This is a genomic window from Streptomyces sp. Go-475 (genome assembly GCF_003330845.1).
GTDB lineage: Bacteria > Actinomycetota > Actinomycetes > Streptomycetales > Streptomycetaceae > Streptomyces.
Genome location: NZ_CP026121.1, coordinates 7,072,960 through 7,097,787, shown reverse-complemented (window position 1 = coordinate 7,097,787; position 24,828 = coordinate 7,072,960). Strand labels below are relative to the sequence as shown.

At 70.7% G+C, this 24,828-nt stretch carries 21 protein-coding genes and 1 pseudogene; 12 read left to right on the top strand and 10 right to left on the bottom strand.

Annotation, left to right across the window (positions count from 1 at the left end; genetic code table 11):
* Positions 1-126 precede the first annotated feature (126 nt).
* From C1703_RS32330 to C1703_RS32305, 6 genes are all read right to left on the bottom strand, one after another.
* Positions 127-420, bottom strand: coding sequence for an SsgA family sporulation/cell division regulator (locus C1703_RS32330; protein ID WP_232840654.1), 294 nt, complete (start codon positions 418-420; stop codon positions 127-129).
* Positions 421-480: 60 nt separating this feature from the next.
* A complete protein-coding gene (locus C1703_RS32325; protein ID WP_232840653.1) occupies positions 481-1,557 on the bottom strand; it encodes a helix-turn-helix domain-containing protein in 1,077 nt (358 codons plus the stop codon).
* Positions 1,558-1,640: 83 nt separating this feature from the next.
* Complete coding sequence (locus C1703_RS32320) at positions 1,641-4,481, bottom strand: LuxR family transcriptional regulator (RefSeq protein WP_114256149.1); 2,841 nt, start codon at positions 4,479-4,481, stop codon at positions 1,641-1,643.
* Positions 4,482-4,594: 113 nt separating this feature from the next.
* Positions 4,595-5,209, bottom strand: coding sequence for an FMN reductase (locus tag C1703_RS32315; protein ID WP_114256148.1), 615 nt, complete (start codon positions 5,207-5,209; stop codon positions 4,595-4,597).
* Positions 5,206-6,291, bottom strand: coding sequence for an LLM class flavin-dependent oxidoreductase (locus C1703_RS32310; RefSeq protein WP_114256147.1), 1,086 nt, complete (start codon positions 6,289-6,291; stop codon positions 5,206-5,208). Before C1703_RS32310 ends, C1703_RS32315 begins: the two co-directional genes overlap by 4 nt.
* A gap of 261 nt (positions 6,292-6,552) precedes the next feature.
* Positions 6,553-7,389 carry an alpha/beta hydrolase gene (locus C1703_RS32305; RefSeq protein WP_114256146.1) on the bottom strand — a complete coding sequence of 279 codons (837 nt, stop codon included), beginning with the start codon at positions 7,387-7,389 and terminating at the stop codon, positions 6,553-6,555.
* A 392-nt stretch (positions 7,390-7,781) separates the two neighbouring features.
* On the opposite strand from C1703_RS32305, the pseudogene C1703_RS32300 reads away from it, so the two are divergent.
* The 3 genes and pseudogenes from C1703_RS32300 to C1703_RS32290 form a co-directional block, all read left to right on the top strand.
* Positions 7,782-7,973: pseudogene (locus C1703_RS32300) on the top strand (CorA family divalent cation transporter); the annotation flags it as partial.
* A gap of 282 nt (positions 7,974-8,255) precedes the next feature.
* A complete protein-coding gene (locus C1703_RS32295; protein ID WP_114256145.1) occupies positions 8,256-8,693 on the top strand; it encodes an NfeD family protein in 438 nt (145 codons plus the stop codon).
* A gap of 29 nt (positions 8,694-8,722) precedes the next feature.
* A complete protein-coding gene (locus C1703_RS32290) occupies positions 8,723-9,835 on the top strand; it encodes an SPFH domain-containing protein (RefSeq protein WP_114256144.1) in 1,113 nt (370 codons plus the stop codon).
* A 38-nt stretch (positions 9,836-9,873) separates the two neighbouring features.
* On the opposite strand, the gene C1703_RS32285 is transcribed toward C1703_RS32290, so the two are convergent.
* Positions 9,874-11,796 carry an NAD(P)-binding protein gene (locus C1703_RS32285; RefSeq protein ID WP_114256143.1) on the bottom strand — a complete coding sequence of 641 codons (1,923 nt, stop codon included), beginning with the start codon at positions 11,794-11,796 and terminating at the stop codon, positions 9,874-9,876.
* A gap of 336 nt (positions 11,797-12,132) precedes the next feature.
* Between C1703_RS32285 and C1703_RS32280 the strand changes: the two genes are divergently transcribed.
* The 6 genes from C1703_RS32280 to C1703_RS32255 all read left to right on the top strand — a co-directional run bounded on the left by C1703_RS32280 (position 12,133) and on the right by C1703_RS32255 (position 19,182).
* Complete coding sequence (locus C1703_RS32280) at positions 12,133-12,648, top strand: hypothetical protein (protein ID WP_114256142.1); 516 nt, start codon at positions 12,133-12,135, stop codon at positions 12,646-12,648.
* 113 nt (positions 12,649-12,761) lie between these two features.
* Positions 12,762-14,291 carry a flotillin family protein gene (locus C1703_RS32275; protein WP_114256141.1) on the top strand — a complete coding sequence of 510 codons (1,530 nt, stop codon included), beginning with the start codon at positions 12,762-12,764 and terminating at the stop codon, positions 14,289-14,291.
* A gap of 122 nt (positions 14,292-14,413) precedes the next feature.
* Positions 14,414-15,727, top strand: a complete 1,314-nt coding sequence (locus tag C1703_RS32270) for a hypothetical protein (protein WP_157993197.1) — start codon at positions 14,414-14,416, stop codon at positions 15,725-15,727.
* Between the two features lie 92 nt (positions 15,728-15,819).
* Positions 15,820-16,881, top strand: a complete 1,062-nt coding sequence (locus C1703_RS32265; RefSeq protein WP_114256139.1) for a helix-turn-helix domain-containing protein — start codon at positions 15,820-15,822, stop codon at positions 16,879-16,881.
* A gap of 106 nt (positions 16,882-16,987) precedes the next feature.
* Positions 16,988-17,599 (top strand): TetR/AcrR family transcriptional regulator, encoded by a 612-nt coding sequence (locus C1703_RS32260; protein ID WP_114256138.1) that lies wholly within the window; start codon positions 16,988-16,990, stop codon positions 17,597-17,599.
* 338 nt (positions 17,600-17,937) lie between these two features.
* The gene (locus C1703_RS32255) at positions 17,938-19,182 is read left to right on the top strand and encodes an NADH:flavin oxidoreductase/NADH oxidase family protein (RefSeq protein ID WP_114256137.1); all 1,245 of its coding nucleotides are present in this window, start codon (positions 17,938-17,940) and stop codon (positions 19,180-19,182) included.
* Positions 19,183-19,327: 145 nt separating this feature from the next.
* On the opposite strand, the gene C1703_RS32250 is transcribed toward C1703_RS32255, so the two are convergent.
* A complete protein-coding gene (locus tag C1703_RS32250) occupies positions 19,328-19,981 on the bottom strand; it encodes a TetR/AcrR family transcriptional regulator (RefSeq protein ID WP_114256136.1) in 654 nt (217 codons plus the stop codon).
* A gap of 131 nt (positions 19,982-20,112) precedes the next feature.
* Here C1703_RS32250 and C1703_RS32245 point away from each other — a divergent pair, with 131 nt between their 5' ends.
* The 3 genes from C1703_RS32245 to C1703_RS32235 all read left to right on the top strand — a co-directional run bounded on the left by C1703_RS32245 (position 20,113) and on the right by C1703_RS32235 (position 23,704).
* Positions 20,113-20,895, top strand: a complete 783-nt coding sequence (locus C1703_RS32245; protein ID WP_114256135.1) for an alpha/beta fold hydrolase — start codon at positions 20,113-20,115, stop codon at positions 20,893-20,895.
* Positions 20,896-20,938: 43 nt separating this feature from the next.
* On the top strand, positions 20,939-21,733 hold the full coding sequence (locus C1703_RS32240) for a 2-phosphosulfolactate phosphatase (RefSeq protein WP_114256134.1): 795 nt from the start codon (positions 20,939-20,941) through the stop codon (positions 21,731-21,733).
* Between the two features lie 210 nt (positions 21,734-21,943).
* The gene (locus C1703_RS32235; RefSeq protein ID WP_114256133.1) at positions 21,944-23,704 is read left to right on the top strand and encodes a lysyl oxidase family protein; all 1,761 of its coding nucleotides are present in this window, start codon (positions 21,944-21,946) and stop codon (positions 23,702-23,704) included.
* A gap of 57 nt (positions 23,705-23,761) precedes the next feature.
* On the opposite strand, the gene C1703_RS32230 is transcribed toward C1703_RS32235, so the two are convergent.
* Positions 23,762-24,139, bottom strand: a complete 378-nt coding sequence (locus C1703_RS32230) for a VOC family protein (RefSeq protein WP_114256132.1) — start codon at positions 24,137-24,139, stop codon at positions 23,762-23,764.
* Between the two features lie 34 nt (positions 24,140-24,173).
* On the bottom strand, positions 24,174-24,743 hold the full coding sequence (locus C1703_RS32225) for a DM13 domain-containing protein (protein ID WP_114256131.1): 570 nt from the start codon (positions 24,741-24,743) through the stop codon (positions 24,174-24,176).
* Between the last annotated feature and the right edge of the window lie 85 nt (positions 24,744-24,828).

Here is a 24,828-nt window from a genome sequence, read left to right as displayed (position 1 = left end):
GGCGATGACACGGTCCACGTCCACATGAAGCACCTCCGTGCCCGGTGGTACGAGCAGATCGGTCTGCCGCAGGAAAGCGGTGACCGCCGAGGCCGCGATGTCCAGCAGGGCGGCTCCCGCTGTGGATCAGACGACCACGCGCACCGAGTGCCGGTGGCAGCGGTGCCGGGGTATCACCAGGACGTCTCCGACGCCCACCGGTCTGTGCAGGCCCTCCGACAGCAGGCTGCGGGCGAACACCCAGTCGACCGTGCCGGTCGACGTCGCTCCGGGGGAGAGGCACACGGCGTAGGGGTCGATCCTGTCGTAGCGCAGTTCCGCGGGCAGTGGCACAGGCGGCTGGTCCGCGAGGGCGACGTGCACCACGACTTCGTGCGTGACCGGTATCTCGTCGGCGGCATCGGAAAACGGATTGCTCATTTCGTACCCCGATCATGGGCTTCCTCAGAGGTGATTCCTCCGTGGAGAACCTAAATCGGCTCATACGACCACCTTCTCCGGGAACGTACCGACTGTTGCCTGAGAAGGAAGAGCAGATTCCGGCTGGTGGACGTCCCGCCATTCACTGGGGGACATCCCATAGGCGGCCCGGAATACGCGGCTGAAATGGGCGGCACTGGTAAAGCCCCACCGGCGTGCCACCGCCGCCACGGTGAGACCCGTGTTCTCCCTGCGGCCCAGATCCCTCAGGCACCCCTCCAGTCGGCGACTCTGGATCCACCGGCTGACCGTGGTGCCCTCGCGCTCGAACAGTTTGTGCAGGTAGCGCACGGAAATGTGGTGGGCGTGGGCGATGGTCTTCGGGGACAGATCCGGGTCTTCGAGATGCCGCCCGATGAATGCCCGGATTCGCAGCAGGAGCGCCGCGTCGCCGCTCGGGGTCCCGGTGGAGATCCTGCCGAGCCGCTCGTCGGCCAGCACGGTCAGGATGTCCACCACATTACGGGCGATCGACTCGCCGGTGTGCGCACGGTACGTTCCGGCCTCGTCCGCGAGCCGAGCCAGACAGGTGGACAGCAGCCCGCCCAGCGCCGTGTCGGAGCCCAGAGGAGACGCCGTGAGGTGCCGCAGGTCCGACTCGCTCAGGCCCAGCACCTGCCGGGGTACCACGAGGGACTTGGTCTGGAAGCACTCACCGAAGATCAGCCGGACCGGGCGCGCCAGGTCGTAGAGGAAGACCTCCCCTTGCCGCAGGGCGACGTCGCCGGTGTCCTGCTGGAGCCGGGCGTTGCCCTTGCTCAGCAGCTTCACCACGACGTACTGCTCCTCGTCGCCCTGGGCGATGAGCCGCGGCGTGCGCCGGGCCTCCAGCGGATCACCGTCCACCGTGGTGACTTGGAGCCGACCGAGCGGAGCCGTACGGATGGTTCCCGAGTTCACCTCTCGGGGGACCGACATGTCCACGGCGCCGAAGGTCCGGGACAGGGCCTCGCGCCAGTAGGCGCGTCGTCGGTGGGCTGGCACTGTCGCCGTGGTGAGTACGTTGCCTGCGAAGCTTTCCTCGTCGGGTGCCGGTGCGCCCGCCATCTCCCCCTGCTCTGCATTCTTCTGAGCCACCGCTCCATCTTTCACGACGCGCCGGTGCCCGGACATCACACGGACCGTGCGATGTGGGACGGGCCCCGTGTGATACGAAGCGGTTACTCTCCGCTGTCACGGGCGCCGACCAGGTGGGTCAGCTCCACCCGTGAGGTGATGTCGAGCTTGGTGAAGGCCCGTCGCAGGTGCGAGCTCACCGTGTGCGGCGAGAGGGAGAGACGCTCGGCGACCTGCCGGTTGGTCAGTCCCTGAGCGACGAGCCGCACCACACCGACTTCCGAGACGGTCAGCTCAGGCCAGCCCTTCACGGTTCCCGTGGACGTGGTGCGGCGCCGGACGCCGGCGGCCCGCAGGCGGCTGCGGACGCGCGCGGCGTCGCGCTCGGCGCCCGCCTCCGTGTAGAGGGCGAGGGCGGTGTCGAAGTAGGGCACGGCTTCCGACGCACGGGTGGCGGCCAGCTTGCGCCCGGCGTCCTCCAGCGCCGACGCACGGGGCAGCAGCCGGGGGCAGCCGTCGTACAGGCGGACGGCACGCAGGAGGTGAGCGAGGTCGTTGTCGAGCAGGCCGCGCGCGTGAGCGGCCGATGCCGCCAGGATGGTGAAGTCGGGGTTGCGCTTGGCGCGTCGCTCCGCCACGCGGACGGCCTCTTCGGCCTTCTTGTGGGCGCCGGCCCGCAGGGCCATGCGCACGAAGACAGGGGCGTCAGCGGGGTCGTCGGGGCTGGCGAGGGAGGGGCGCTGCTCGGGGATCGCCACGGCCGCTTCGTCGAGCAGTTGCATGGCCCTTTCGGGCCGGCCCTCGAAGTCCGCCACCAGTGCCGTCATCCAGGAGCCGACATTGCGGACGAGCGGCGCCTCGTCCGTGAGCATCCGCTCGGCCTGGGCCGCGTACATGCGGGCTGCCTCCTGATCGTTGGTGTGGACGGCGACACGCACCAGGGTGTACAGGAGTGTGGCGTCGGCGAAATTGCCCATGCCCAGTTCGTCGACCATCGCCGACGCGGCTTCCGCCTCGGCCCGGGCGTCCGCCAGCCGCCCGGCGTCCAGAAGTGCGCGGGAGCGGTTCATGAGCCACAGGAGCATCGCGGCGGCCTGGCCCTGGCGCCGGGTGTCCCGGACGCCGGCCTCGGACTCCGCGAGCGCCTCACCGGCCCGGCCTGCCGCGTTCAGCAGGAACGCCTTCCACAGTGCTTCCGGCACCCACAGGGAGTGGGCGATGCCGAGGTCGGTCGCCAGTGCGGCGGCCCGGTCCGCCTGCCGGAACGCCGCACCCCAGTCCATCCGGTAGAAGAGCACGACCGAGTCGACGGCCAGCGCGGTGGCCTCGGCGGCCCGGTCCCCCGCCTGCGCAGCGGCGTACAGCGCCTCGGTCACGGCGTGGGCGCATGCCGTCATGTCCCCGATGTTCGCCAGGTTGAGGCACAGCAGCGCCAGAAGCTGGGCTCGTAGCGGTGCCGGCAGACCGGGCAGCGCAGCCCCGGCACGGGCCTGCCGGACCGCTTCCATGAAGTCGAACTGGCTGGACAGGCGCGCCAGTCCCATGCGCACCTGTGCCTCGTCCTCGGGGCGGAAGATCCCGGGCAGGGTCGAGGCACCGAGCGCCTTGGCACTCGCGGCCTGCCCGCTCTGCCACAACAGAAGGATCGTTTCGGCAACGATCGCGGGCCGTTCCGGCGCGTCCTCGGGGGCCAGCTCCAGGGCCCGACAGCTGAGTTCGGCCGCCGGCGTGGACGCGGTGGACGCGAGTTCCGCCGCAGCGGTACGCAGCCGCTCGACGGCCAGACGGTCACCGACCTCCGCGCTGTCGGCCAGGAGCGTGGCGGTCTCCACAGCGGGCGCACCCTGTGCCAGCAGCACGTCGGCGGCATGACGGCGCAGGGCCCGGCGTACGGAATCCGGCAGCCCGGCTTCGACCGCCTCGCGGATCAGGTCGTGGCGGAAGTACAGACGCCCGTCCCGTTCGACCAGCAGCTCGGAGTCGAGGGCCTCCCGCACCGCTGTGAGCAGTGCGGCGGCCGGTCTCCCGAGCAGTTCGGCCAGCAGATCCACGGTGACCGAGCGGCCCACGGCGGACGCGGTCTGCACGACGTCGCGGGCCGGTGCGGACAGCAGATCGATGCGGCGCCCGACTGTGGACATGAGACGGGCTGGAATGGCTTCGCCCGACAGCCGGGCCACGTCGTCCGCGACGCTGACGAAGTCCTCGTCCCGCAGCCCGCCGAGCATCTCCACCAGCAGCAGCGGCAGGCCCTCCGCGCGGCGGGCGACTCTCAGGACCTCGGAGTCGGGCATGGCGCCCAGGACGTCCTCGGCGATCTGCGCCACCGCCTCGTCCGTGAGCGGCCCGAGGCACAGCTCATACCCGCCGGCCTGTCGCAGTCGGTCCAGCGCGCCCCGCACCAAGGGGCTCGCGATCCCGCTGCGAACGGCCACCAGCCAAAGGATCGCGTGCGACGACAGCCTGGCCGAGAGGGTGCGCACAGCGAGAAGGGTCAGGTCGTCGCACCACTGAAGGTCGTCGAGGACAATGAGCAGCGGCCTGTCGAGAGCCATCTGCTCCAGCCGGTCCTGCAGTTCCTGGAGCAGCCAGAACCGCTGGTCAGGGGCCGTGGAGAGCTCCCGCAACTTCTCGGCGTCGAGCAGAGGTTCGACGCCGGACTGCAGCCCGTCCAGCAGCGGGCCGAGCGGTATGAAGTGTTCGTCGGGATCCGCGCCGCCCAGGAACGTGCGAAAGCCGCGCCGCACCGCGGCGGCGTGTCCCTCCGCCAGGAGCCGGCTCTTGCCACTGCCCGGCGCGCCCTCGACACAGACGACCCCGCCGAGGCCACGGGCGAGGGCGTCAAGTCGTGCGTCGAGGAATGCCAGTTCCTCGTCCCGGCCGCGCACCGGTGCCTGCGCGGCACCCGTTCCCCCGACAAGGAGCCGCTTCGTGAACCGGTCCACGCACCATCCTCATAAGCCATGGCCGCACGGAATGCGACTACGGCAGGCGTGCGACGAGGTGAATCTGCACGAAGCATGCCATATGCGCGTCGTGCGCTCCGCCAGGGTTGGCTTCAGTCGAACCGCAGGTCGGAGAGCTGCCGCTCGAGCGCGGTGATGTCGTCCTCGGGCGCCTCCCCGGCCGGTCGGGCGGCCATCATGGCTGCCAGTTCCCCGCCCGCCCGCCGTATGCGCGCGGGCAGTCCCACGGTGTACTCGTCGCCGTCGGAGCCCCAGTCCTCGGACGCCGCGTACACCGCGGTGGGGACGACGGCGGCGCGCAGGTAGGCGAAGAGCGGGCGCAGGGCGTGTTCCAGGACCAGGGAGTGGCGGGCCGTGCCTCCGGTGGCCGCGACGAGGACCGGCTTGCCGGTGAGGGCGTCCGGGTCGATCAGGTCGAAGAAGGACTTGAACAGCCCGCTGTAGGAGGCGGTGAACACTGGGGTCACGGCGATCAGGCCGTGGGTGCCCGTCACCGCGTCGAGGGCGGCGGCCAGGGGCGGCGCGGGGAATCCGGTCACGAGGTTGTTGGCGACGGCGACGGCCAGCTCCCGCAACTCGATGACCTCGGTCTCCACCTCCTGGCCGTGGGCGGAGAGTTCGCCGCGGGCCGACTCGGCGAGACGGTCCGCGAGCAGGCGAGTGGAGGACGGGGTGCTCAGCCCCGCGGACACGGCGACGAGCTTCATGCGGCGGACACCTCGCGAACGGCTCGCAGCGACTCGTGCGTGGGGGCGTCCGGCACATCGGCCGGGCGGCCGATCGCGAACTCCCTCCGCAGCACGGGCACCACCTCTTCGCCGAGGATGTCGATCTGTTCCAGCACGGTCTTCAGGGGCAGGCCCGCGTGGTCCATCAGGAACAGCTGCCGCTGGTAGTCGCCGACGGTCTCACGGAAGGACAGGGTCCGCTCGATGACCTGCTGGGGAGAGCCCACCGTCAGCGGTGTCTGCTCGGTGAACTCCTCCAGCGAGGGGCCGTGCCCGTAGACGGGCGCGTTGTCGAAGTAGGGCCGGAACTCCCGTACGGCGTCCTGGGAGTTCTTCCGCATGAAGACCTGCCCGCCGAGACCGACGATCGCCTCCTCGGGCCGGCCGTGACCGTGGAAGGCGTACCGGCGCCGGTACAGCTGGACCATCTGCCTCGTGTGGTGGGCGGGCCAGAAGATGTTGTTGTGGAAGAAGCCGTCGCCGTAGTACGCCGCCTGCTCGGCGATTTCCGGCGAGCGGATCGAGCCGTGCCAGACGAACGGCGGTACGCCGTCCAGCGGGCGCGGCGTGGAGGTGAAGCCCTGCAGCGGCGTACGGAACTTCCCCTCCCAGTTCACGACGTCCTCGCGCCACAGCCGGCGCAACAGGGCGTAGTTCTCCTTGGCCAGGTTGATGCCCTGCCGGACGTCCTGGCCGAACCAGGGGTAGACCGGGCCGGTGTTGCCGCGGCCCATCATCAGGTCGACGCGGCCGTCGGCCAGGTGCTGGAGCATCGCGTAATCCTCGGCGATCTTCACCGGGTCGTTGGTGGTGATCAACGTCGTGGCGGTGGAAAGGATCAGCTTCTCGGTACGGGCGGCGATGTAGCCCAGCATCGTGGTCGGGGACGACGGCACGAACGGCGGGTTGTGATGCTCACCGGTCGCGAAGACGTCCAGTCCGACCTCTTCCGCCTTCAGCGCGATGGCGACCATCGCCTTGATGCGCTCACGCTCCGAGGGGGTACGGCCGTTGGTCGGGTCGGGGGTCACGTCCCCCACCGAGAAAATTCCGAACTGCATGGGGGCCTCTTCATTCCGGCAACTGTGTGGATGCCGGAAATGTAGGCAGCGGTCGGACGGTCGTCATGCCTGTGCGTGCAGGGGTGCTTGCCCGTGAGCGCCCTGTCCCGGCCCGCGTTGTGGGTCGCTGCCTGTACAACCGCAACCGTAAGGCCGCCGAACGGCCACTCCATCCCCAGCGGGTGGACTCACGACGGCGACAACAGCCTCGGACATGCGGGAGCCGGGCCGCCTTCGACAGACGGCCCGGCTCCCGTGTGATTACTTCCGCAGGAAGGTGAGGAGTGCCGCGTTGACCTCCTCCGCGTGGGTCCAGAGCAGGCCGTGCGGGGCGCCCTCGATCTCCACGTAGTCGGCGGACGGGAGCGCCTTGTGGAACGGCCGCGCCGTTCCCTCGACGGGCAGGATGCGGTCGCCCGTGCCGTGCAGGATCAGGGCCGGCACGTCGATGGCCGGTATGTCGGCCCGGAAGTCCGTGTACCAGGTCGAGGGCGCGGCGGCGGCTGCGAAGAAGCCACCGCCCGCAGCGACGTTCCAGCTGTTACGGACGGCCTCCTCACTGATCCGGGTGCCGAGGTTCTCGTCGAGGTTGTAGAAGTCCTGGTAGAAGCTGGTGTAGTACGCGTAGCGGTCAGCCTTGACGGCCGCGACGACGCCGTCGAAGAACTCCTGCGGCGCGACGCCGTCCGGGTTGTCGTCACTCTTGAGCAGGCAGGGCTCCAGCGAGGCCAGGAAAGCGACCTTGGCGACTCGGGCGGAACCGTAAGTGGACACGTACCGGGCGACCTCCCCGGTGCCCATCGAGAACCCGACGAGAACCGCGTCCCGCAGGTCGAGGGTCTCCATCACGGTGTTCAGATCGGCCGCGAAGGTGTCGTAGTCGTAGCCGGCCGTCGGCTGACTGGACTGCCCGAAACCGCGGCGGTCGTAAGTGATGACGCGGTAACCGGCGTCGAGCAGCACGGCACTCTGCCTCTCCCAGGAGTGGCCGTCGAGCGGGAAGCCGTGAATGAGGACGACCGGCTGCCCGGTTCCGTGGTCCTCGTAGAAGAGGTCGATGGTCGTGGAGTTCTCCTGGCCCACGGTGATGAACGGCATGCGCTAATCCCTTCGTTGGCGAATGAGTGTGCGTGGCTACGGACGCGGTCACGCTAGGACGGGCGCAGCACGGTCAGTTGTCGCCGAGTGCACCAGTCCTTGACCGCCCACGCAGGGATGCCGGGTCGGCATGCCAGGCCAGGCACATACCCGCCCCGCTTGTCACTCGGCGTGCCTGCGGCGATCCTGCGGATGGGCCGGGCCTCCTGGGTCGCCACTGCCCTGGCAGTGGCGAGCTGTGGGGAGAATCCGGGGAGTCTCGACGGCTGTGGGGAGCGCGTGGGGAGAATCGACTGCGTGACGCGAGACCATGCTGAAAGATGCCGAACGACTCATCGTCGCAGGTCAGAGGCGGCCGGAGTCGCGTCGTCGCAGGTCAGAGGCGCCAAGTAGACGACTTCAAGAAGATCTCGTCGTGGGCGGCGATCCTGTTCGCGCCGACGCTGGTCGGGACGATCTACGGCATGAACTTCACCCACATGCCGGAGTTGCACTGGGTGCTCGGATACCCCTTCGCGATCGCCCTGATGGGGGTCGTGTGCACCAGTTTGTACGTCATCTTCAAGCGGCGGGATTGGCTCTGAACCATCGCCGTGAGAGCTGTGGCCCGGAGCGCGGACGACCCGGCGCGTACCCGGGGGCGGCTGCGTACCGCTCACCGTGGACCGAAGCCTGCGCGCTGTGAAGGGCTTCGCGCCGGAACCCCAGGTCGTGTGCCTGGTGCGCCATGCGTGCCTTTTTCGCGCATCCCGGCTGATCAGGGAAGACACCTCAACGATCAAGAACCACGGCTCTCCCGTGTCTGTTCTGCCCGGCGTTCCCGGAGGTAGCTTGGTGGGGAGGGCCCCCTGGAGGAGGGCGATTCAATGCCGTGGTTCATCTGGCTGATCACCGCCGCGGCGCTGGGCGTCGCGGAGTTCTTCACCCTGACACTGGTCTTCGGGCTGCTGGCGGGCGCCGCACTGGTCGCCGCCGTCGTCGCTGGTGTGGGCATCGGCCTTCTCGGCCAGTTCCTGGCTCTCGGGGCAGCGGCGGCAGCGGGCCTCCTCATCGTCCGCCCTGTCGCGCTGCGGCATATGGCACAGCAACCTCTCACCCGCGAGGGCAGTGACGCGCTGATCGGCAAGCGGGCCGAGGTCATGCAGGAGGTCACCGCTACCCGCGGCCTGATCAAACTCTCCGGCGAGGAGTGGTCCGCCCGCGCACTCGACGAGAGCCTGGTGATCCCGGTGGGGGCGCTGGTGGACGTCATGGAGATCGATGGCGCCACGGCCGTCGTCTACCCCCGCACGCTCCTTCCATGAACGGCTGAACACTCGGCAAGGGAGGCACTGTGGATCCGGTTGTCATCCTCACTCTCGTGGCGGCCATCGTCGTCGTCTTCCTCGTGGCCTCCAGTGTGCGGATCGTCCCGCAGGCGCGCCGCTACAACGTCGAACGGTTCGGCCGGTACCGGCGGACGCTGCAACCCGGGCTGAACCTGGTCGTGCCGGTGGCGGACCGCATCAACACCAAACTCGACGTGCGCGAGCAGGTCTATTCGTCCGACCCGCGGCCGGTGATCACCGAGGACAACCTCGTGGTGAACATCGACACCGTGCTCTACTACCAGATCACCGACCCGCGGGCTGCGGCCTACGAGGTCGCCGACTACCTCCAGGCGATCGATCAGCTCACCGTGACCACGCTGCGCAACGTCATCGGCAGCATGGACCTGGAGGAGACGCTCACCTCGCGCGAGGAGATCAACTCCCGGCTGCGCGCCGTCCTCGACGACGCCACCGGCAAGTGGGGCATCCGCGTCAACCGCGTCGAGATCAAGGCCATCGATCCACCGCACACCATCAAGGAAGCGATGGAGAAGCAGATGCGGGCCGAGCGTGACAAGCGCGCGGCCATCCTGCACGCCGAAGGGGAGCGGCAAGCCAAGATCCTCACCGCGGAAGGCACCAAGCAGAAGGACATCCTGGAGGCACAGGGCACGCAACAGGCCATGATCCTGCGGGCGGACGGCGAGGCCAAGGCGGTGGAACTCGTCTTCCAGGCCGTCCATCGCAACAACGCCGACCCGAAGGTCCTGGCCTACAAGTACCTCGAGACGCTCCCCCACTTGGCGAGCAGCGACAACAACACGTTCTGGGTGATCCCGGGGGAGCTGACGGAGGCAGTTCGGACCGTGACCAGCGCCTTCGGTGACCAGTCGACGGCGGCTCCTCCTCAACCTGCGCGACCGGAGGAAGCAGCGGCCACCTCCGACGCGGACGACCCGTCGCGCGGAAGCCGGGTTCCGCAGCTCGGCGCGGGCTCGGCGGTCTCACTCGACGCCGCCGCGGCTGCTGACGAGGCTGAGAAGCAGGCCGCCGCAGCGGTGAGCGACGCCAAGGCGGAGGCTGCGGCTGCGATGTCGCCCCAGGTGCCGCGGCGGGGGCAGTCTTCGGACGATTGAGCCCGCCCTGGGCGGCCGTCGGCGAGACCGATGCCTCGTCAGGCGTCGGTGGTTCGCAGCCTGGGCCGCGGATGCCGGCCGAGGAGTTCCGCCAGGCCCTGGCGGGACGCGGCGAGGACCACGCGGTCCTCGGGCCGCAGTACGTAGCCGGGGTGGAGATCCCACACGAGTCCGCCGGGACGGTTCCCGCCGTCGTGCGCCGGAGTCGCGGCGAGGTCGGGCAGGCGCTCGCCCGGTTCCGCCGTGTCGAGGGCCAGGACGCGCCAGGCTCCGGGGCGGAAGGACTCGGCGATGGTGCGTCCCTCCAGGTGCGGGTGTCCGGCTACGTTGAGGGCGGCGAAGAGCAGCACCCGGCGTTCGACGGGTATGGCGCCGAGAACCTGTCGGCCCATCATGGCTCCGGCGAAGGCGGGGGCCGCGAGGCTGGACACGCTGCGGCTGCGGGTGAGGGCCCGTGGGTGGGCGGTGCGCAGGGTGCGGTGGACGACAGTGGCGAAGTCGTCGTCGTACAGCCGCAGTGCCGCCCGCAGGTCCGGTTTGACGGAGCGTGCGTACAGGGCGGCTTCCAGGTTCGTCGTGTCGCTGCTGGTGAGGGCGAGCAGGGAGTGCGCGCGGTGGATCTTGGCGGCTTCCAGCACGCCTTCCTGCGTGGCGTCCCCGAGGACGGTGGGCACGCGCAGACGGCGGGCGAGCGGGATACCGCGCGCTTCGGGGTCTTCCTCCACACACACGACCGGGATGTCGAGTTCTCTGAGCCGGGCCAGCACACGGGTGCCGACCTTGCCGAGGCCGAGCAGGACGACGTGCCCGGACAGTCCGCGTGGTGGCCGGCGCAGCGCGGAGGCGGTGCGGAAGGTGCCGAGCGCCTCCAGGACGGCCGCGAGCAGCACCGGCATCAGCAGCAGGCCGGCCAGGCCGGCCAGGAGCTGAAGCACCTGGCGTGCGGGGGGTTCGTCCAGCGCGGGGTCGCCGATCGCGAAGAGGTCGAGCAACGTGAGGTAGGAGGCGTGCAGCAGGCCGGTGGAGCCGCCGGAACGGTCGCCGCCGGTCAGCCAGGTCGCGACGGCCACGCCGAGGACGCTGGTCACGAGCCCGGCCAGGGACCAGCGCAGCCGGCGCGAGAAGAGGGACCCCAGCGGCAGTCCGCGCCCGGCCAGCCGTCGCGCCGCGGAACCGGAGGGGGTGTGCGTGACGGTCTCGAGGACCACCGTGCCGCGTCCGGTGGCGGCGGCGACCGTGTCGTCGTCGGGCAGGAGGACGGGCGCCTCTCGGCCGCTGGTGTCCGAACCCTCCGCTCCGGCCGGGTCGTTGGTGGTCGAGGACAGCAGGGCGAGCGTGCACAGGCCGGGATCGGCGACCCGGCCGTGGCCGGGCGGGGTGCGTTCCACGGCGCGCAGCAGCAGTCCGTCGGCCTGGACGACCTTGCTGGTGCCCGCGACGGCGGTGGCCGCGAGCGCGGGTGCCGCGGTGTCGGCGTCGGACAGGACGGTGGTGGAGGTGTCCAGGGCTGCGGGGTCGAGGCCGGGGACGGCGAGGGTGGCGGCCTGGTCGAGGAGTTCCTCCAGGTGCTGTCCGAGCTTGCGGTTGTAGAGCCGGATGACCAGGCGCAGCCGGGGGTTGAGGCGGCGGGCGGCCAGCGCGGCGCGGATGTTGGTCTCGTCGTCGTCATGGACCAGCGCCAGCGCGGCGGCCTCACGTACGCCCACCTCGGCCAGGGCGGCTTCGTCGAGTTCCGCGGCCTCGACGACATGGGCCGTGGCGGGGTCGCCGGAACCGGCCGGGGCCGCGGCGCGGTTCATCGCGGCCTGCACCCGGCCGAGCAGTGCGGCGGCGCGTGTCCGGCCGGTTCCGGCGCCGCGCCGTCGTGAGGGCGGTACGACGAGAGTGACCCGCTCCCGGTACACCGTGGCGAGTTCGGCGGCCAGTCGTTCGGCGAGCGCGTCGTCACCGCAGACGATCATGCGCTCGGGACGCGGCACATCTCGTGCCGGCTGAGGGAAGGTGAGCATGCCGTACGGCTCCTCCGGGTCGGGTGGGGGACGCGGCGCAGACCTGCTCCGCCTTCTCTGGTGAAGATCACCGACCGGACTTCCCGGCACACCGCTGGGAACGGTACAGGTTCCTGACACGGCGTCATAGAGCGTCGGCGGGGCCCAGCGTGGTTGACCGTCCGACTGTTCAGGGCACGGCATCAAGAACGCGTAAAGATTGCCGGAACCAGGCAATGTCCCGTCCGGTGTCCGCGTGTGACGATGCTTGCGACAACGGGGGAGCGCAAGGAGAGGCGGTGTGCGCGGATGGCCTGGTTTCTGGGGCTCGGCATTGCGGGGGTCGTCCTCCTTGCCCTGTCGTTCGTCCTCGACGGCGTGCTCGAGGGGCTGCTCGACGGGGTCGCCGCGCTGGACGGCCTGCTTGACGGGCTGCTGTCACTGCCCGCGATCGCCGGGTTCGTGTCCATGCTCGGCTTCTCCGGGGCGATCGTCCTGGGCACCACCGAGCTGGGCGCGGTCGGGGCCGCGCTGATCGGGGTGCCGGCCGGTGTCCTCACCGGCTGGTTCGCCTACCGCCTGAGCCGGGCGCTGATGGGTGACTCCTCCGGAGCTGCTCCGACTGACAGGGACCTGATCGGTGCGTCCGGCTCGGTCGTGACCGCGATCCCCGCCGGTGGCTACGGCGAGGTGCTGGTGCACCGGGCCGGGCAGCCGGTGAAGCTCTCGGCGAAGAGCCCGGTCGCCGTGGCGCGGGGAGCCGAGGTCTGGGTCGAGCAGGCGCTGTCGCAGTCGGCAGTGTCCGTCCGTCCGGTCGAGCGCTGACCCGGCGGAGCCGCTCACTCCTTCCGGCGGCGTTCCGGCCGTGCCGTCGCGCCGTTCACTTTCACACACTCTTACCGAACGCCGTCCTCAGGGAGGGCTGAGGGGACAACACCATGAGTTCTGTCGTCATCGCGGTCGGAGGAGTCTTCGTACTCCTCGTGCTGATCGCGCTGGTCGTCGTCAGCCGGTACAAGGTCGCCGGTCCGAGCGAGGCGTTCATCGTCACCGGTCGGCGCGGCAAGAAGGCCACCGATCCTGACACCGGCCGGATCTTCACCGACAACAGCGGCCAGAAGGTCGTGGTCGGCGGCGGGGTCTTCGTCGTGCCGTTCGTGCAGCAGAAGTTCACCCTGGACCTGTCCTCGCGGCACATCCCGGTGGCCGTGCGCGGCGCGGTCACGCTGCGCGGGGTGAAGGCCAACCTGGAGGGTGTCGCCATCGTCAAGGTCGGCGGCAGCGAGGACGCCATCCGGGCCGCCGCACAGCGGTTCCTGATGCAGCAGGACGGCATCGTCGGCTTCACGCAGGAGGTGCTGTCGGGCGCGCTGCGTGCGATCGTGGGCCGGATGTCGGTGGAGGACATCATCCGTGACCGGGCCGCGTTCGCCGGGCAGGTCGCCGAGGAGGCGGAGGCCAGCCTGTCCGGGCAGGGACTGGTGCTGGACGCCTTCCAGATCCAGGACATCACCACCGAGGGCTCCTACCTGGAGGACCTCGGCCGGCCCGAGGCCGCCCGCGCCAAGCAGGAGGCCGACATCGCCGAGGCCGTGGCCCGGCGTGCCGCCGAGCAGGCCCGGCTGAAGGCCGAAGAGGAGATCGCGGTCGCCCAGCGGACCTTCTACCTCAAGCAGGCCGAGATCAAGGCGGAGACCGACGAGGCCGCCGCCCGCGCCGCCGCCGCCGGCCCGCTCGCGGAGGCGGCCCGGCAGCAGGAGATCCTCACCCAGCAGGAGAAGGTCGCCGAGCGGCAGGCCGCGCTGACCGACCGCCAGCTCGACACCCAGGTCCGCAAGCCCGCCGACGCCCAGCGCTACGCCGCCGAGCAGGAGGCCGAGGCCAAGCGCGTGGCGCGGGTCAAGCAGGCCGAAGCGGAAAAGGCCGCCGGCATCGCGGCCGCGCAGGCGGAGGCCGAGCGGGCCCGGCTGACCGGTGAGGGTGAGAAGCAGCGCCGCAGCGCGCTGGCCGACGCCCAGGCCATCGAGGGGCTCAAGCAGGGCGAGGCCGAGAAGGCCCGGCGCGCGGCCATCGCCGAAGCGGTGCGGCTGGAGGGCGAGGCCGACGCGGCGGCGATCGGCGCCAAGGGCGCGGCCGAGGCCGAGGCGATGCGGAAGAAGGCCGACGCCTTCGCGCAGTACGGCGACGCCGCTGTGCTGCAGATGCTGGTGGAGGTGCTGCCGCAGGTGGTGGCCAAGGCGTCCGAGCCGCTGAGCGCCGTGGACAAGATGACCGTCATCTCCACGGACGGCGCGAGCCAACTCTCGCGCACGGTCGCCGACAACGTCGCGCAGGGCGTCGAACTCCTCAGCTCCACCACCGGTGTCGACCTCGCCGAGCTGCTGAAGGGCGTCACCCGAGGCCGCGGCGGAGCGCAGCCCACGACCACGCAGGCTGCCGAGGCGAACGGGAAGATCCAGATCGGCTGAGGCCGGCAGGACCGGTTCAGGGGCCTTGCGGCATCGAGCCGCCGGGCTCCTGAACCACCGACGCCCTGCCGGGCACGCCCGGCACGACCCCTTTCGACACGCACGAAGACACGGGGGCCCGTATGCCTGAAGTACACCCCGGCACGCACATGACGACCGCTCTCGCGCTCCCCGCGACCGCGCGGGCAGTCGCCGACCACCGTCGGCGGGCCTGGCGCTGGGTGGGCATCGGGACCACAGCCGCCCTCGTCGGGCTGGCCTTCGGCCCCGGCGTCGACGAGGCCGGCATCGGCTGGCTCTCCGCACTCGCCGGGTTCTGTGCCGTGTGCGGTCCTGCCGCAGCCGCTGTCGGAGTGGCCGCACTGGTCACCTCCCGCCGTATGCGGCGCGCCGTGGCCGCGCACCCGTGGATGGCCTGCGGTGCGGTCGCCATCCCCACAGGCCAGGGCCCGCCCCGCGTGGTCCTGCGCCATCCGGTCACAGACACCCTGATCCCGCTGTCGGTCCGCACCATGGCGCCGCGTCATCACCTGGCCGATCCCGGACCGGGCGGGGTGCTCTGGTGGGCCGGAGACCCCGGCACCGGCGGGGTCATCGCGCCACCGGGCGGGGAGCACCTGCTCTGGACACGCCCCACGCCGTCCAGGCGCCTGCGTCGCGGGGACGCGGAAGCCGCCGTGCGGCACGGGCTGCTGAACAGGCCCACGCCGCCGCAGCTCCCCGCTGACGCAGCAGCTCGGGAGCAGGAACTGGATCTGTCCTACGCGGCCTTGGCCCAGGCCGCCCATCGCCTGCGCCTTCCCGGCAGGGACGGGCCTGGCGACCGGCGGGAACCCGACGTCCGCGTCGTTCCCTGGTGGCGGGTGCGGGTTCTGCTGGAGATCTCGCAGCTGCGGCCCACCGCGGTCAGCGCGGCGTTCGCCGTCGCGATGCTGCTGCTCTGGTGGCTCTGGGGAAGAGGACTCAACAGCAACTCGATCCCCTTGCTCGTCGGGGCGCTGTCGGCGTTCAACGCCCTTCGGTCCGGGAGACTGGCGCTCCGCGCGGTGCCCGTGGTGAGGACTTTGCACCGTGCCGCCCGAGCGCCCGTTCCCGTGCCCAAACGCTACGTCCTGCTGCCGGGCCTCGACGACGGGCTGGTCCTCGTTCTGTTCTCCCTTCACGGCGGGCCCGGGGACCTGCCGGAGGCCCGCGTCGAGGTCAATCCGCCCGGCGCTCCAAGCCGCCCGTGGGAAGGCATGCCGCCGTCGACCGGAACCCTGGAACTGCGGGGCTGGCTGGACGACGCTCCCACTGTCGTCCCCTGGATCGACGGCCGCCCGCTATGGCCCCGGTATCCGTACGAGAGCGTGGACCTGGACGATCAGCGGCAGCGTGACCGCTTCGCCGCTCTGACGGGCCACGGACGGCCCGAACGTGCGGGCGGCGTTCGGTGAGGCCCCGGGAGCGCGGGCGCGGCCGGACGTCTGTCACTGTGGTCCGCTGTGCGACAGGAGAACACAGGCAGCGCGAAGACCCAGGAGGGCGTGTGGCACGGTCAGCGGTACCCGACGAATACCTGGAGGGGTACGCCCGGATCCTGGCCGACGTCTGCGCCACCGGCCGACGCCTGACCCGGGAGGAGCTGGAGTCCCTGCGTGCCCGGGGAGAACAGGCCGCGGAAGCGGGCCTGGGGCTGCGTGCCCAGGTCCGCCGGCACCTGTCCGCGGCCCGCGCGCTGTCGCCCACCCTCTCCCCCGCAGGAATCGACCTCGTACTCGCCGCCGTCGAGCAGGCGGTCGACGCCTTCGCCGAAGGACACGAGCGAGCGCAGAAACTCGCCGTGCGGCAGGAGGAGGCCGCCCGGCGGGAGTTCATCGACGACCTGCTCTACGGCCGCAGCGACCTGGGCCGCCTGGCCGAGCGCGCCGAACGCTTCGGCCTGCTCCTCTCCCGCGCCCACGCGGTCGCCGTCGCCCAGAGCGGCACGCCCGTCGACGACACCCACCCGGCGACCCGGCACGTCGACAGCGCGCTGGTCGCCCGCTTCGGCGAACGCCACATCCTGCTCACCACCAAGGACGGCCGGCTGATCTGCATCGCACCCGGCGACCAGGACGACGTCCTGGCCTTCTTCGCGAAACAGGCCCACGCGGCCACCGACGGCGGCCGGGTCGCCATCGGCCGTGCCCACCCCGGGGCCGGCGGTGTCGTCCACTCCTACGAGGAGGCCCTCAACGCCCTCGACCTCGCGGACCGCCTGGACCTGGAGGAACCCGTGCTGCGCTCCGCCGACCTGCTCGTCTACCCCGTCCTCACCCGCGACCGGCAGGCCATGGCCGAGCTCGTGCGCAGCGTCCTCGGCCCGCTTCAGGCAGCGCGGGGCGGTGCCCAGCACCTCCTCGACACCCTCACCGCGTATTTCGACTCCGGATGCACCGCCGCCGAAGCGGCACGCCGGCTGCGCCTGAGCGTGCGGGCCCTGACCTACCGCCTGGAGCGCATCCACAAGCTCACCGGCAGCAACCCGGCCGACCCCGTCCACCGTTACACCCTGCAGACCGCCGTGATCGGCGCCCGGCTGCTCGGCTGGCCCGACCACGAGGTCTGACCCGAGGGATTCGGCCCCGCCGCCTCCGTGAACGACGGTACAAGGGTAAGCGGAGTGAGGACTCACTCATTGACGGAGTGAGTCCTCACTCCGTACTCTTGCGGTCATGACAGCACCCAAGGAGAACCAGACCGCCCGCCGCCGCGCCCCCGCCATGTCGCCGGAGCAGCGCCGGGAAATGATCATCCAGACCGCGATCCCGCTGATCACCGAGTACGGCTCCGCCGTGACGACCGCGAAGATCGCCCGCGCCGCGGGCATCGGCGAGGGCACGATCTTCCGCGTCTTCACCGACAAGGACGAACTGCTGCAGGCCGCCATGGCCGAGGCGCTCTCCCCCGAGCACGCGGTCCGCGAGCTCGAGGCGATCGACGTGTCGCAGCCGCTGCCCGGCCGGCTCGCGGAGGCGGCCGAGGCGCTGCAGGCACACATGGACAGGATGGGCGCGATCCTCGGCTCGCTGGGGCATCGCGGCGGCAAGCACCCCGGCACGGTGCGCGGCGCGGGCCGCAACGAGTCGACGACCCGTATCCGCGCGGCCCTCGCGGAGCTGCTGGAGCCCGACAAGGCCGGCCTGCGCCGGCCGCCGGAGCAGATCGCGGCCCTCTTCATCGGGCTGCTCTTCACCCAGCCGCGTACGGACGACGAGCCCGACCTGACCCCGCAGGAGCTGGTGGAGGTCTTCCTGCACGGGGCACTCTCGGGAAACGCCGAGTGAGCCCGCGGAGCAGGCGTCTGGGGGTTGCGGTCGTGGCCGTTCTGGCCCCCGTCCTGGTGTGACTGATCGCGGACCCACTGCTGGGGCACGGCTGCGGATCGCCGACGGAGAACAGACGCTCGGCATCGGAGCCGTGCCCGTGGCGGTCGTCGCGCTGCTCGCGTCGCTCGTTCCGGCTGGGAACCGCCAAGCGGGCCGAGGCGCCGGGTGTGCGCTACGTGCCCGCAGGCACGTCCGTTCACCGCACCGAGCCGAGCCGGCCGATGCCAGTCAGCAACAACGCCCGCCCGCACACGCTTGTCTGTGCCACACACCCGCCTGACCGAAAGATGTCCCCCATGACCTCTCTTCACGACCACCTGACCCTGCCCAACGGCCAGGTCCTGCCGAATCGGATCATGAAGGCCGCGCTGAGCGAAGGGCTCGCCGACAAGCGCAACGCCCCGGGCCCCCGCCTCGAACAGCTCTACCGGACGTGGAGCAAGGGCGGGTACGGACTGATCATCACCGGCAACGTCATGGTCGACCGCGACCAACTCGGCGAGCCGGGCAACGTCGTCATCGAGGACGACCGCGACCTCGCCCTGCTCACGCGCTGGGCGGCGACGACCAAGGACGCCGGCATTCCGATCTGGGTGCAGCTCAACCACCCGGGGCGCCAGGCCAATCCGCTCGCGCTCGGGCACACGCCGGTCGCGCCCAGCCCGATACCGCTCGCACTTCCCGGCGCCGCCAAGCCCCGCGAGCTGACGTCCGCGCAGATCGAGGACATCATCGAGCGGTTCGCGACCGCGGCCGAAGTGTGCGAAGCGGCGGGCTTCGCCGGAGTCCAGGTCCACGGAGCTCACGGCTACCTGATCAACCAGTTCCTCTCCCCGCTGTCGAACCGGCGTGACGACCAGTGGGGCGGCGATGCCGACCGACGGATGCGGTTCGTCCTGGAGATCGTCCGTCGCGTACGGGCACGGGTGTCACCGCACTTCGCCGTCTCCGTCAAGCTCAACTCGGCCGACTTCCAACGCGGTGGCTTCACGGAGACGGAGTCACGCGCGGTCGTCGCGGCTCTGGCCGAGGAGGGACTGGACCTGATCGAAGTGAGCGGCGGCAACTACGAGTCGCCGGCGATGACGGGCGTCTCGGTGGCGTCGACGCGCGCCCGCGAGGCCTACTTCCTGGAGTACGCCCGCACAGTGCGCGGTCTGGTGGGCGACACCCCGTTGGCGGTGACGGGCGGCTTCCGCTCGCGTGACGCGATGGCGGACGCCGTCACCGAGGGCGAATGCGACGTCGTCGGCATCGGACGCCCCGCCGTCACTACGCCCGACGCCGCCGACGTGATCCTCACCGGGCGGGCCGAAGCGGTCGTCGCACACCAGATGCGCTACGGGATGCGCCGCGTACTGGGCAAGATCGCCGACCTCAAGACACTCGACGGCGTCCTCGACCTCAACTGGCACGCCGACCAGTTGCACCGACTGGGAGCCGGGCTCGAACCCGACCTGCGGCGCGGGCGTCTGGCCACCACCGTCTCCATGGTGCGGCGCAACGGCAGAACATCCTTCGGCCGCAAGCGCGGTGCTTGACGCCCGCCGAGGCTCACCCGGCTGGACGGGCGACAGCCAGGTGCCGAGGCCACGTCCTCGGGGGACGTGGCCCAGGGGACGCCGTAACCGGACCGAGGAGCACGGGCGGGTTCTCCCCGCGGGGCCACCGGCGGGAAGCAGGTGGTCATTCGGTGGGTGAGGGCACCGATGCCGGTCCTCGCCGGGCCGGCGTGCCCGGCCACGCCGCCATTGCCGCGTCGACCACCCGCTCCAGCGTCTCTCGCCCTGCGCCGTCGCACGCCTGCTGGTTCATCCCCTGGACGACCGCCGCGAAGAAGGCCGCCAACCCGTCGGCGTCCACGTCGGCGGCGAGCAGCCCCGCGTCGACGTCGGCGCGGATGCGGGCGGCGATCGAAGCCTTCGTCTCCTCACGCATGGCCCGCAGCTTGGCCTTCACGTCCTGCGAGCCGGGCGCGCAGTTGGTCGCCCCGGTGATGATGAGGCAGCCCGGCGGGTGACTCGGGTCGGTGTAGTCGGCGGCCAGGCTCCGCAGCAGCGTGGCGATGGCGGAGCGGGCGTCCGCGCCCTGCTCCAGACGGGCTCCGTGGCGGCGCATGTACAGCTGGACCGCCTCGTCGAACAGTTGCCGCTTGTCGCCGAAGGCGGCGTACAGGCTCGGCGGGTTGATCCCCATCGCCTCGGTGAGGGAGGCGACGGACGTCGTCTCGTAACCGTGCGTCCAGAACTCCCGCAGCGCGACGGCCAGGGCCTTGTCGCGGTCGAAGGCGCGCCGGCTCCGCCTGGGCGCGGCCTTGGCCGGGGTGTTTCCGCTGCTCATGACCGCAGCCTACCGCGAATCTATAGCGACCGCTAAAGCCACTCTGCTATCGTCGACGGCCTCGCAACTTTAGCGATCGCTAAAGACAGTCGGCCGGACAGAGCCGGCCGGCGTCACGGAAGGAACTCCTGATGACCGCCTCCAGCTCCGCCGCCTTCGCTCGCACCGTCCGCGGCACCGGCCCCGGCCTCCTCCTCGCCCACGGCGCGGGCGGCGGCATCGAGGCCAACTACGGACCGATCATGGAGGGACTCGCCGCACGGCACACCGTCGTCGGAGTCGACTACCCCGGCGCCGGCGCCACGCCGAAAGCCCAGAGCCCCCTCGACATCGACGAGCTGGCCGAACAACTGGTCGCGGCGGCCGATGCCGAGGGGCTCGACACGTTCGCGGTCAGCGGGTTCTCACTCGGGGGACCCGTCGCCATCCGCCTCGCCGCGCGTCATCCCGAGCGCGTCACCTCACTCGTGCTCAGCGCCACCTTCGCGCACACCGACACCCGTACCGACCTGGTCGCATCCATCTGGCAGCAGCTGTTCGCATCCGGTCAGCACAGCGTCCTCGCGGAATACCTGAACCTGATGACGCTGAGCGAAGCAGCCCTGAACTTCCTCGCCCCCGCCCAGGTCCAGGCCGCCGCGGAACAGGTCGCACTCACCCTCCCCTCCGGCACCGGCGACCACGTCGACCTGGTGCGGAGGGTCGACGTCCGCGCCGACCTCGCCGGCATAGCCGTACCCACGCTCGTCGTCGTGACCACCGCCGACCCGCTCATCTCCCCGGCCCTGCAGCGGCAGCTCGCCGCCGCCATCCCCGACGCCGAGACCGCGGAACTCCCGACCGGACACCTGCCCTTCGTCGAACGCCCCGAGGAGTGGCTGAAGCTCATCAGCGACTTCCTGGCACGCAGCTGAAGGTCCACGTGGTCGAGCGCCGGCAGGTGGACACTCGACCACCATGAGCGACTGGTTCCTGCAGCAGGAGTACGGAGTCCGATTCGAGTGGGGCCCCACCGGTGCCCGACAGTTGGCGCCCGATGTCGCGTGCCTGGTGGTGGTCGACGTGCTGTCCTTCACGACATCCGTGACCGTCGCCGTCGAGGCAGGAACCCAGGTCTTTCCCTATGCCTGGCGTGACGAGTCGGCGTCCACGTTCGCCCAGAACAAGAGGGCGGCGCTGGCCGTCGGGCGGCGCGCCGTCACTTCGGCTTCACCGTGGTCGCTGTCACCGGCACGACTCCGGCAAGCCCCGTTCACTCCCCGCCTCGTGCTGCCCTCACCGAACGGATCAGCCATCGCCGCGGCGGCAGGCGATTCCACGGTAGTGGCGGGCTGTCTGCGGAACGCCACAGCTGTCGGCCGGTGGCTGGCCCGGCACGGCTACGGAACGGTGGAACGTCCCCTCGCGGTGATCGCTGCTGGTGAGCGGTGGCCGGACGGAAGCCTGCGACCCGCGGTGGAGGACCTGCTGGGTGCCGGTGCGATCATCGATGACCTGAGGTCGCGAGGCGTCGGCCCGCTGTCCCCCGAGGCGGTCGCCGCGCAGGCATGCTTCACCCGGACTCTCGATGTCGCGGATGCCGTCGCTGCCTGCTCTTCGGGCCTTGAACTGGTTCGGAGCGGGTTCGCCGATGACGTGCTCATCGCGAGCGAACTCGACGCCAGCGCGATCGTGCCCGTCCTGACGGACGGAGCCTTCAACCACGGCACCGACGGGACGGGGGCGCGACCGAGGACCGGTTCAGCCGGGTGAGGAGTGCCCTCGACAGCCGGATCTCGTCACCACGACGGCATTCGGCCAACCCTCCACCCCCTTTTCCTCGTTCGGACAACCGCGCCACCGGTCCGTTCCTCTCACAGCGCGGGCGGAGCAAGTGCCTCTTACGTGACGGCCCCGGCCCGGACCTCGCGGACGCGCCGTGCCGCCTGCTTCCTTCTCACAGCACCGGAGGACGAGGGATCCATGACCAGAAGACGCACCGCCCGGCTGCGGCGCACGCTGCTCGCCGGCACCACGGCCGTCGCCGTGACGGCCGTTACGGCCGGCATCGTGGCCGCGGCGCAGGAGCCCGCGAAGGCCGCGACCGGCCCCGAGCTGAGCCTCGTCGCGGCGACCACTTCGATGACGCTCACCACCTGGAAGGAGGACCCGGGTGTGTACTTGGACCTCGGCACCTACCTCATCGCCGAGGGGACGCCGCTGGAGCTCAAGGTGACCCGGAAGTCCTACAAGGACCCGGTGACCGTCACCCAGACCGTGTTCCAGGGCGGCAAGACCAAGACGAAGAAGCTGCCCACGGGCACCGTGAAGGACTTCTCCGGGCTGCCCGGCTTCTCGGAGATCACCTTCACCGATGAAGCCGGCGACAAGGTCCTCACCCGCAGTGAGAGCTTCTGCCCGAACAACGCCAGCGGCCGCGTGCGGCCCGACGCGCCCGCCACCTCCAAGTATCCGGAGAGCTGCCCCACCAACCCCTTCACCCTGGGCTCCGTGTGGGGCGTCGAGAAGGGTTGGGCGGCCAACACCTACGGGGGCTCCTACACCGAGCCGGTCCAGCTGCCGGCCGGTACGTACACGGCCGAGGTCGGTGTCGCAAAGAAGTACCGCGACCTGTTCGGCATCGCCGACAAAAAGGCCACGGTCAAGGTGACCGTGGTGGAACGAAGCTACGAGGACGAAGAGCGCTCCACCGGGGCGGCGCCCCGCTCCGCGAAGGCCGGCGAGCACGCCGGGCACGGTGCCGGTCACCAGGCGCCGACCGCCCACGCCGGTCACGGCCCGGGGCATGCCCCGTCCCCCGCCGAGGCGGCCGCGCCGATGACGAGCGGTGCGGGTCCCTCGTACAACGTGGGCCACGGTCCGCTGAAGGCCGCGCCGCCGGCCCTGCCGTGGGCGCTGAAGAAGAAGCAGCAGAAGTCCGCACCGTCTCCGCGAGCCGGGGACAGCGGCGGCCAGACCGACGGCTCGCGTCAGGCGCCCGCTCTCACACCGTCGTCGAAGCGGCCCACCGGCAAGCCCTCCGTCCCGGACGTCCCCAAGCCGGACCTGCGCTCGCTGCCGGCCTACGGCATCACCGTCACCGACGGCGCCGAGGACATCCCCGGCAAGGACTACCTGGCGTTCAGCGCCAACGTCTGGAACGCCGGCCCGGCGCAGCTCGTGGTGGACGGGTTCCGCTCGCCCGGCAAGGACAAGATGGACGCCTTCCAGTACTTCTACGACGCCAAGGGCAAGCAGGTCGGCTACACCCCGACCGGCACCATGGAGTGGGACCCGCGCCCGGGGCACGAGCACTGGCACTTCACCGACTTCGCCAGTTACCGGCTGCTGAAGGCCGACAAGAAGGAGGCCGTGCGCAGCGGCAAGGAAGCGTTCTGCCTGGCCAACACCGACGCGATCGACTACACGGTGAAGAACGCCAACTGGCACCCGAACAACACCGACCTGTCCACCGCCTGCGGTGAGGAGAACTCGATCTCCGTGCGCGAGGTGCTGGACGTCGGATCCGGTGACACCTACACCCAGGACCTGCCGGGCCAGTCGTTCGACATCACCGACGTGCCCAACGGCACCTACTACATCCAGGTGCTGGCCAACCCCGACAAGCGGCTGCAGGAAACCGACGTCGACAACAACAGCGCCCTGCGGAAGATCGTGCTCGGCGGCGAGCCGGGGAAGCGGACGGTCACCGTGCCGGCGCACGACCTGGTCGACGCCAACTGACCCCACCGCGCGACTGAGACGCCGTGTCCCCGCCCGAGACCAGGGCGGGGACACCCCCTAGGACTGGGAAGGGTTGCGGCACAGGCAGAACGGGTGTCCGGCCGGGTCGGTGTAGACCTGCCAGCCGTAGCCGTTCTCGCCGACGAAGCTCTTCCGGAAGGTGGCACCCAGCTCGGTCACCCGGCGGTGCTCGGGCTCGAACTCGTCCACTTCGAAGTCGAGGTGGAACTGCTGCGGATGCTCCTGGCCCGGCCAGCTGGGCGGCTGGTAGTCCGCCACCCGCTGGAACGACAGCTCTACGCCGTCGTTGCGCAGGTTGACCCAGTCCTCCGTGCTGATGTCGGTGTTGATCTCCCAGCCCAGCAGCTCGGCGTAGAACCCGGCGAGCTTCCAGGGGTCGGGGCAGTCGAGGATGACATCGGTGAACTTCAGCATTCGATCACCTTATGCGGCAGCACGTGGGTCCGCCTCAGGCGCGGGCAGTCAGTTTCGCGGCGCCGAAGGAGACGTCGAAGCGGTCGCACCAGATGCTGACGCTGCTGTAGCGGGTCACGTCGACGTCGTCGGGCACGGTGTAGTTCTGACTGCCCTTGTTGCCCTTGAGTCTGCCGAGGCTGGTGTACTCACCGTCGTCGAACACGTGCCAGCCGGCGCGTCCCTCCTCGACCGGCGCGTCGGTGAGCCAGACGCGCAGGTCGGGGCCGTTGCTGGTGTCGAGCCCCTCCAGGCGCACCACATGGCTGCCGTCGGCCAGCCGTACGAGCTTCACGGTGCCGGACGTCGCGTGCTCGTGGCTGATCAGCTCGCCGGTCGCCACCGTCTCCGGAGCGGCCGGGGACGGAGCGGAGGACGCGTCGGGCGGGGTCCCGGCAGGGGCCGTCGAGGAGGCCGCGGTCCCGGGCAGTGCCTCCCGCACCGTCTCGTCCTGCCACAGCTTCCACGGCTGGAACCAGTACAGGCCGAAGCCGGCTCCGGCTACCACCAGCACGAGTACGCCCACCAGCCACGGCCCGATCCGCACCGCTCGTCCCCGTCCCATGCCGCCCGCCTCCCGGTGGTTCTTCGTCTCCCTCCCCCATTCAACGGGCTCGGCCGGTGTCGTGGGCCGTCCGGCCGATGACGAA

Excerpts from the sequence above, each read along its gene's own strand:
- C1703_RS32330 (WP_232840654.1), bottom strand. The coding sequence starts at position 420 with ATGAGCAATCCGTTTTCCGATGCCGCCGACGAGATACCGGTCACGCAC.
- C1703_RS32315 (WP_114256148.1), bottom strand. The coding sequence starts at position 5,209 with ATGAAGCTCGTCGCCGTGTCCGCGGGGCTGAGCACCCCGTCCTCCACT.
- C1703_RS32310 (WP_114256147.1), bottom strand. The coding sequence starts at position 6,291 with ATGCAGTTCGGAATTTTCTCGGTGGGGGACGTGACCCCCGACCCGACC.
- C1703_RS32305 (WP_114256146.1), bottom strand. The coding sequence starts at position 7,389 with ATGCCGTTCATCACCGTGGGCCAGGAGAACTCCACGACCATCGACCTC.
- C1703_RS32295 (WP_114256145.1), top strand. The coding sequence starts at position 8,256 with ATGCCGTGGTTCATCTGGCTGATCACCGCCGCGGCGCTGGGCGTCGCG.
- C1703_RS32285 (WP_114256143.1), bottom strand. The coding sequence starts at position 11,796 with ATGATCGTCTGCGGTGACGACGCGCTCGCCGAACGACTGGCCGCCGAA.
- C1703_RS32280 (WP_114256142.1), top strand. The coding sequence starts at position 12,133 with ATGGCCTGGTTTCTGGGGCTCGGCATTGCGGGGGTCGTCCTCCTTGCC.
- C1703_RS32275 (WP_114256141.1), top strand. The coding sequence starts at position 12,762 with ATGAGTTCTGTCGTCATCGCGGTCGGAGGAGTCTTCGTACTCCTCGTG.
- C1703_RS32270 (WP_157993197.1), top strand. The coding sequence starts at position 14,414 with ATGCCTGAAGTACACCCCGGCACGCACATGACGACCGCTCTCGCGCTC.
- C1703_RS32260 (WP_114256138.1), top strand. The coding sequence starts at position 16,988 with ATGACAGCACCCAAGGAGAACCAGACCGCCCGCCGCCGCGCCCCCGCC.
- C1703_RS32255 (WP_114256137.1), top strand. The coding sequence starts at position 17,938 with ATGACCTCTCTTCACGACCACCTGACCCTGCCCAACGGCCAGGTCCTG.
- C1703_RS32250 (WP_114256136.1), bottom strand. The coding sequence starts at position 19,981 with ATGAGCAGCGGAAACACCCCGGCCAAGGCCGCGCCCAGGCGGAGCCGG.
- C1703_RS32245 (WP_114256135.1), top strand. The coding sequence starts at position 20,113 with ATGACCGCCTCCAGCTCCGCCGCCTTCGCTCGCACCGTCCGCGGCACC.
- C1703_RS32240 (WP_114256134.1), top strand. The coding sequence starts at position 20,939 with ATGAGCGACTGGTTCCTGCAGCAGGAGTACGGAGTCCGATTCGAGTGG.
- C1703_RS32235 (WP_114256133.1), top strand. The coding sequence starts at position 21,944 with ATGACCAGAAGACGCACCGCCCGGCTGCGGCGCACGCTGCTCGCCGGC.
- C1703_RS32230 (WP_114256132.1), bottom strand. The coding sequence starts at position 24,139 with ATGCTGAAGTTCACCGATGTCATCCTCGACTGCCCCGACCCCTGGAAG.
- C1703_RS32225 (WP_114256131.1), bottom strand. The coding sequence starts at position 24,743 with ATGGGACGGGGACGAGCGGTGCGGATCGGGCCGTGGCTGGTGGGCGTA.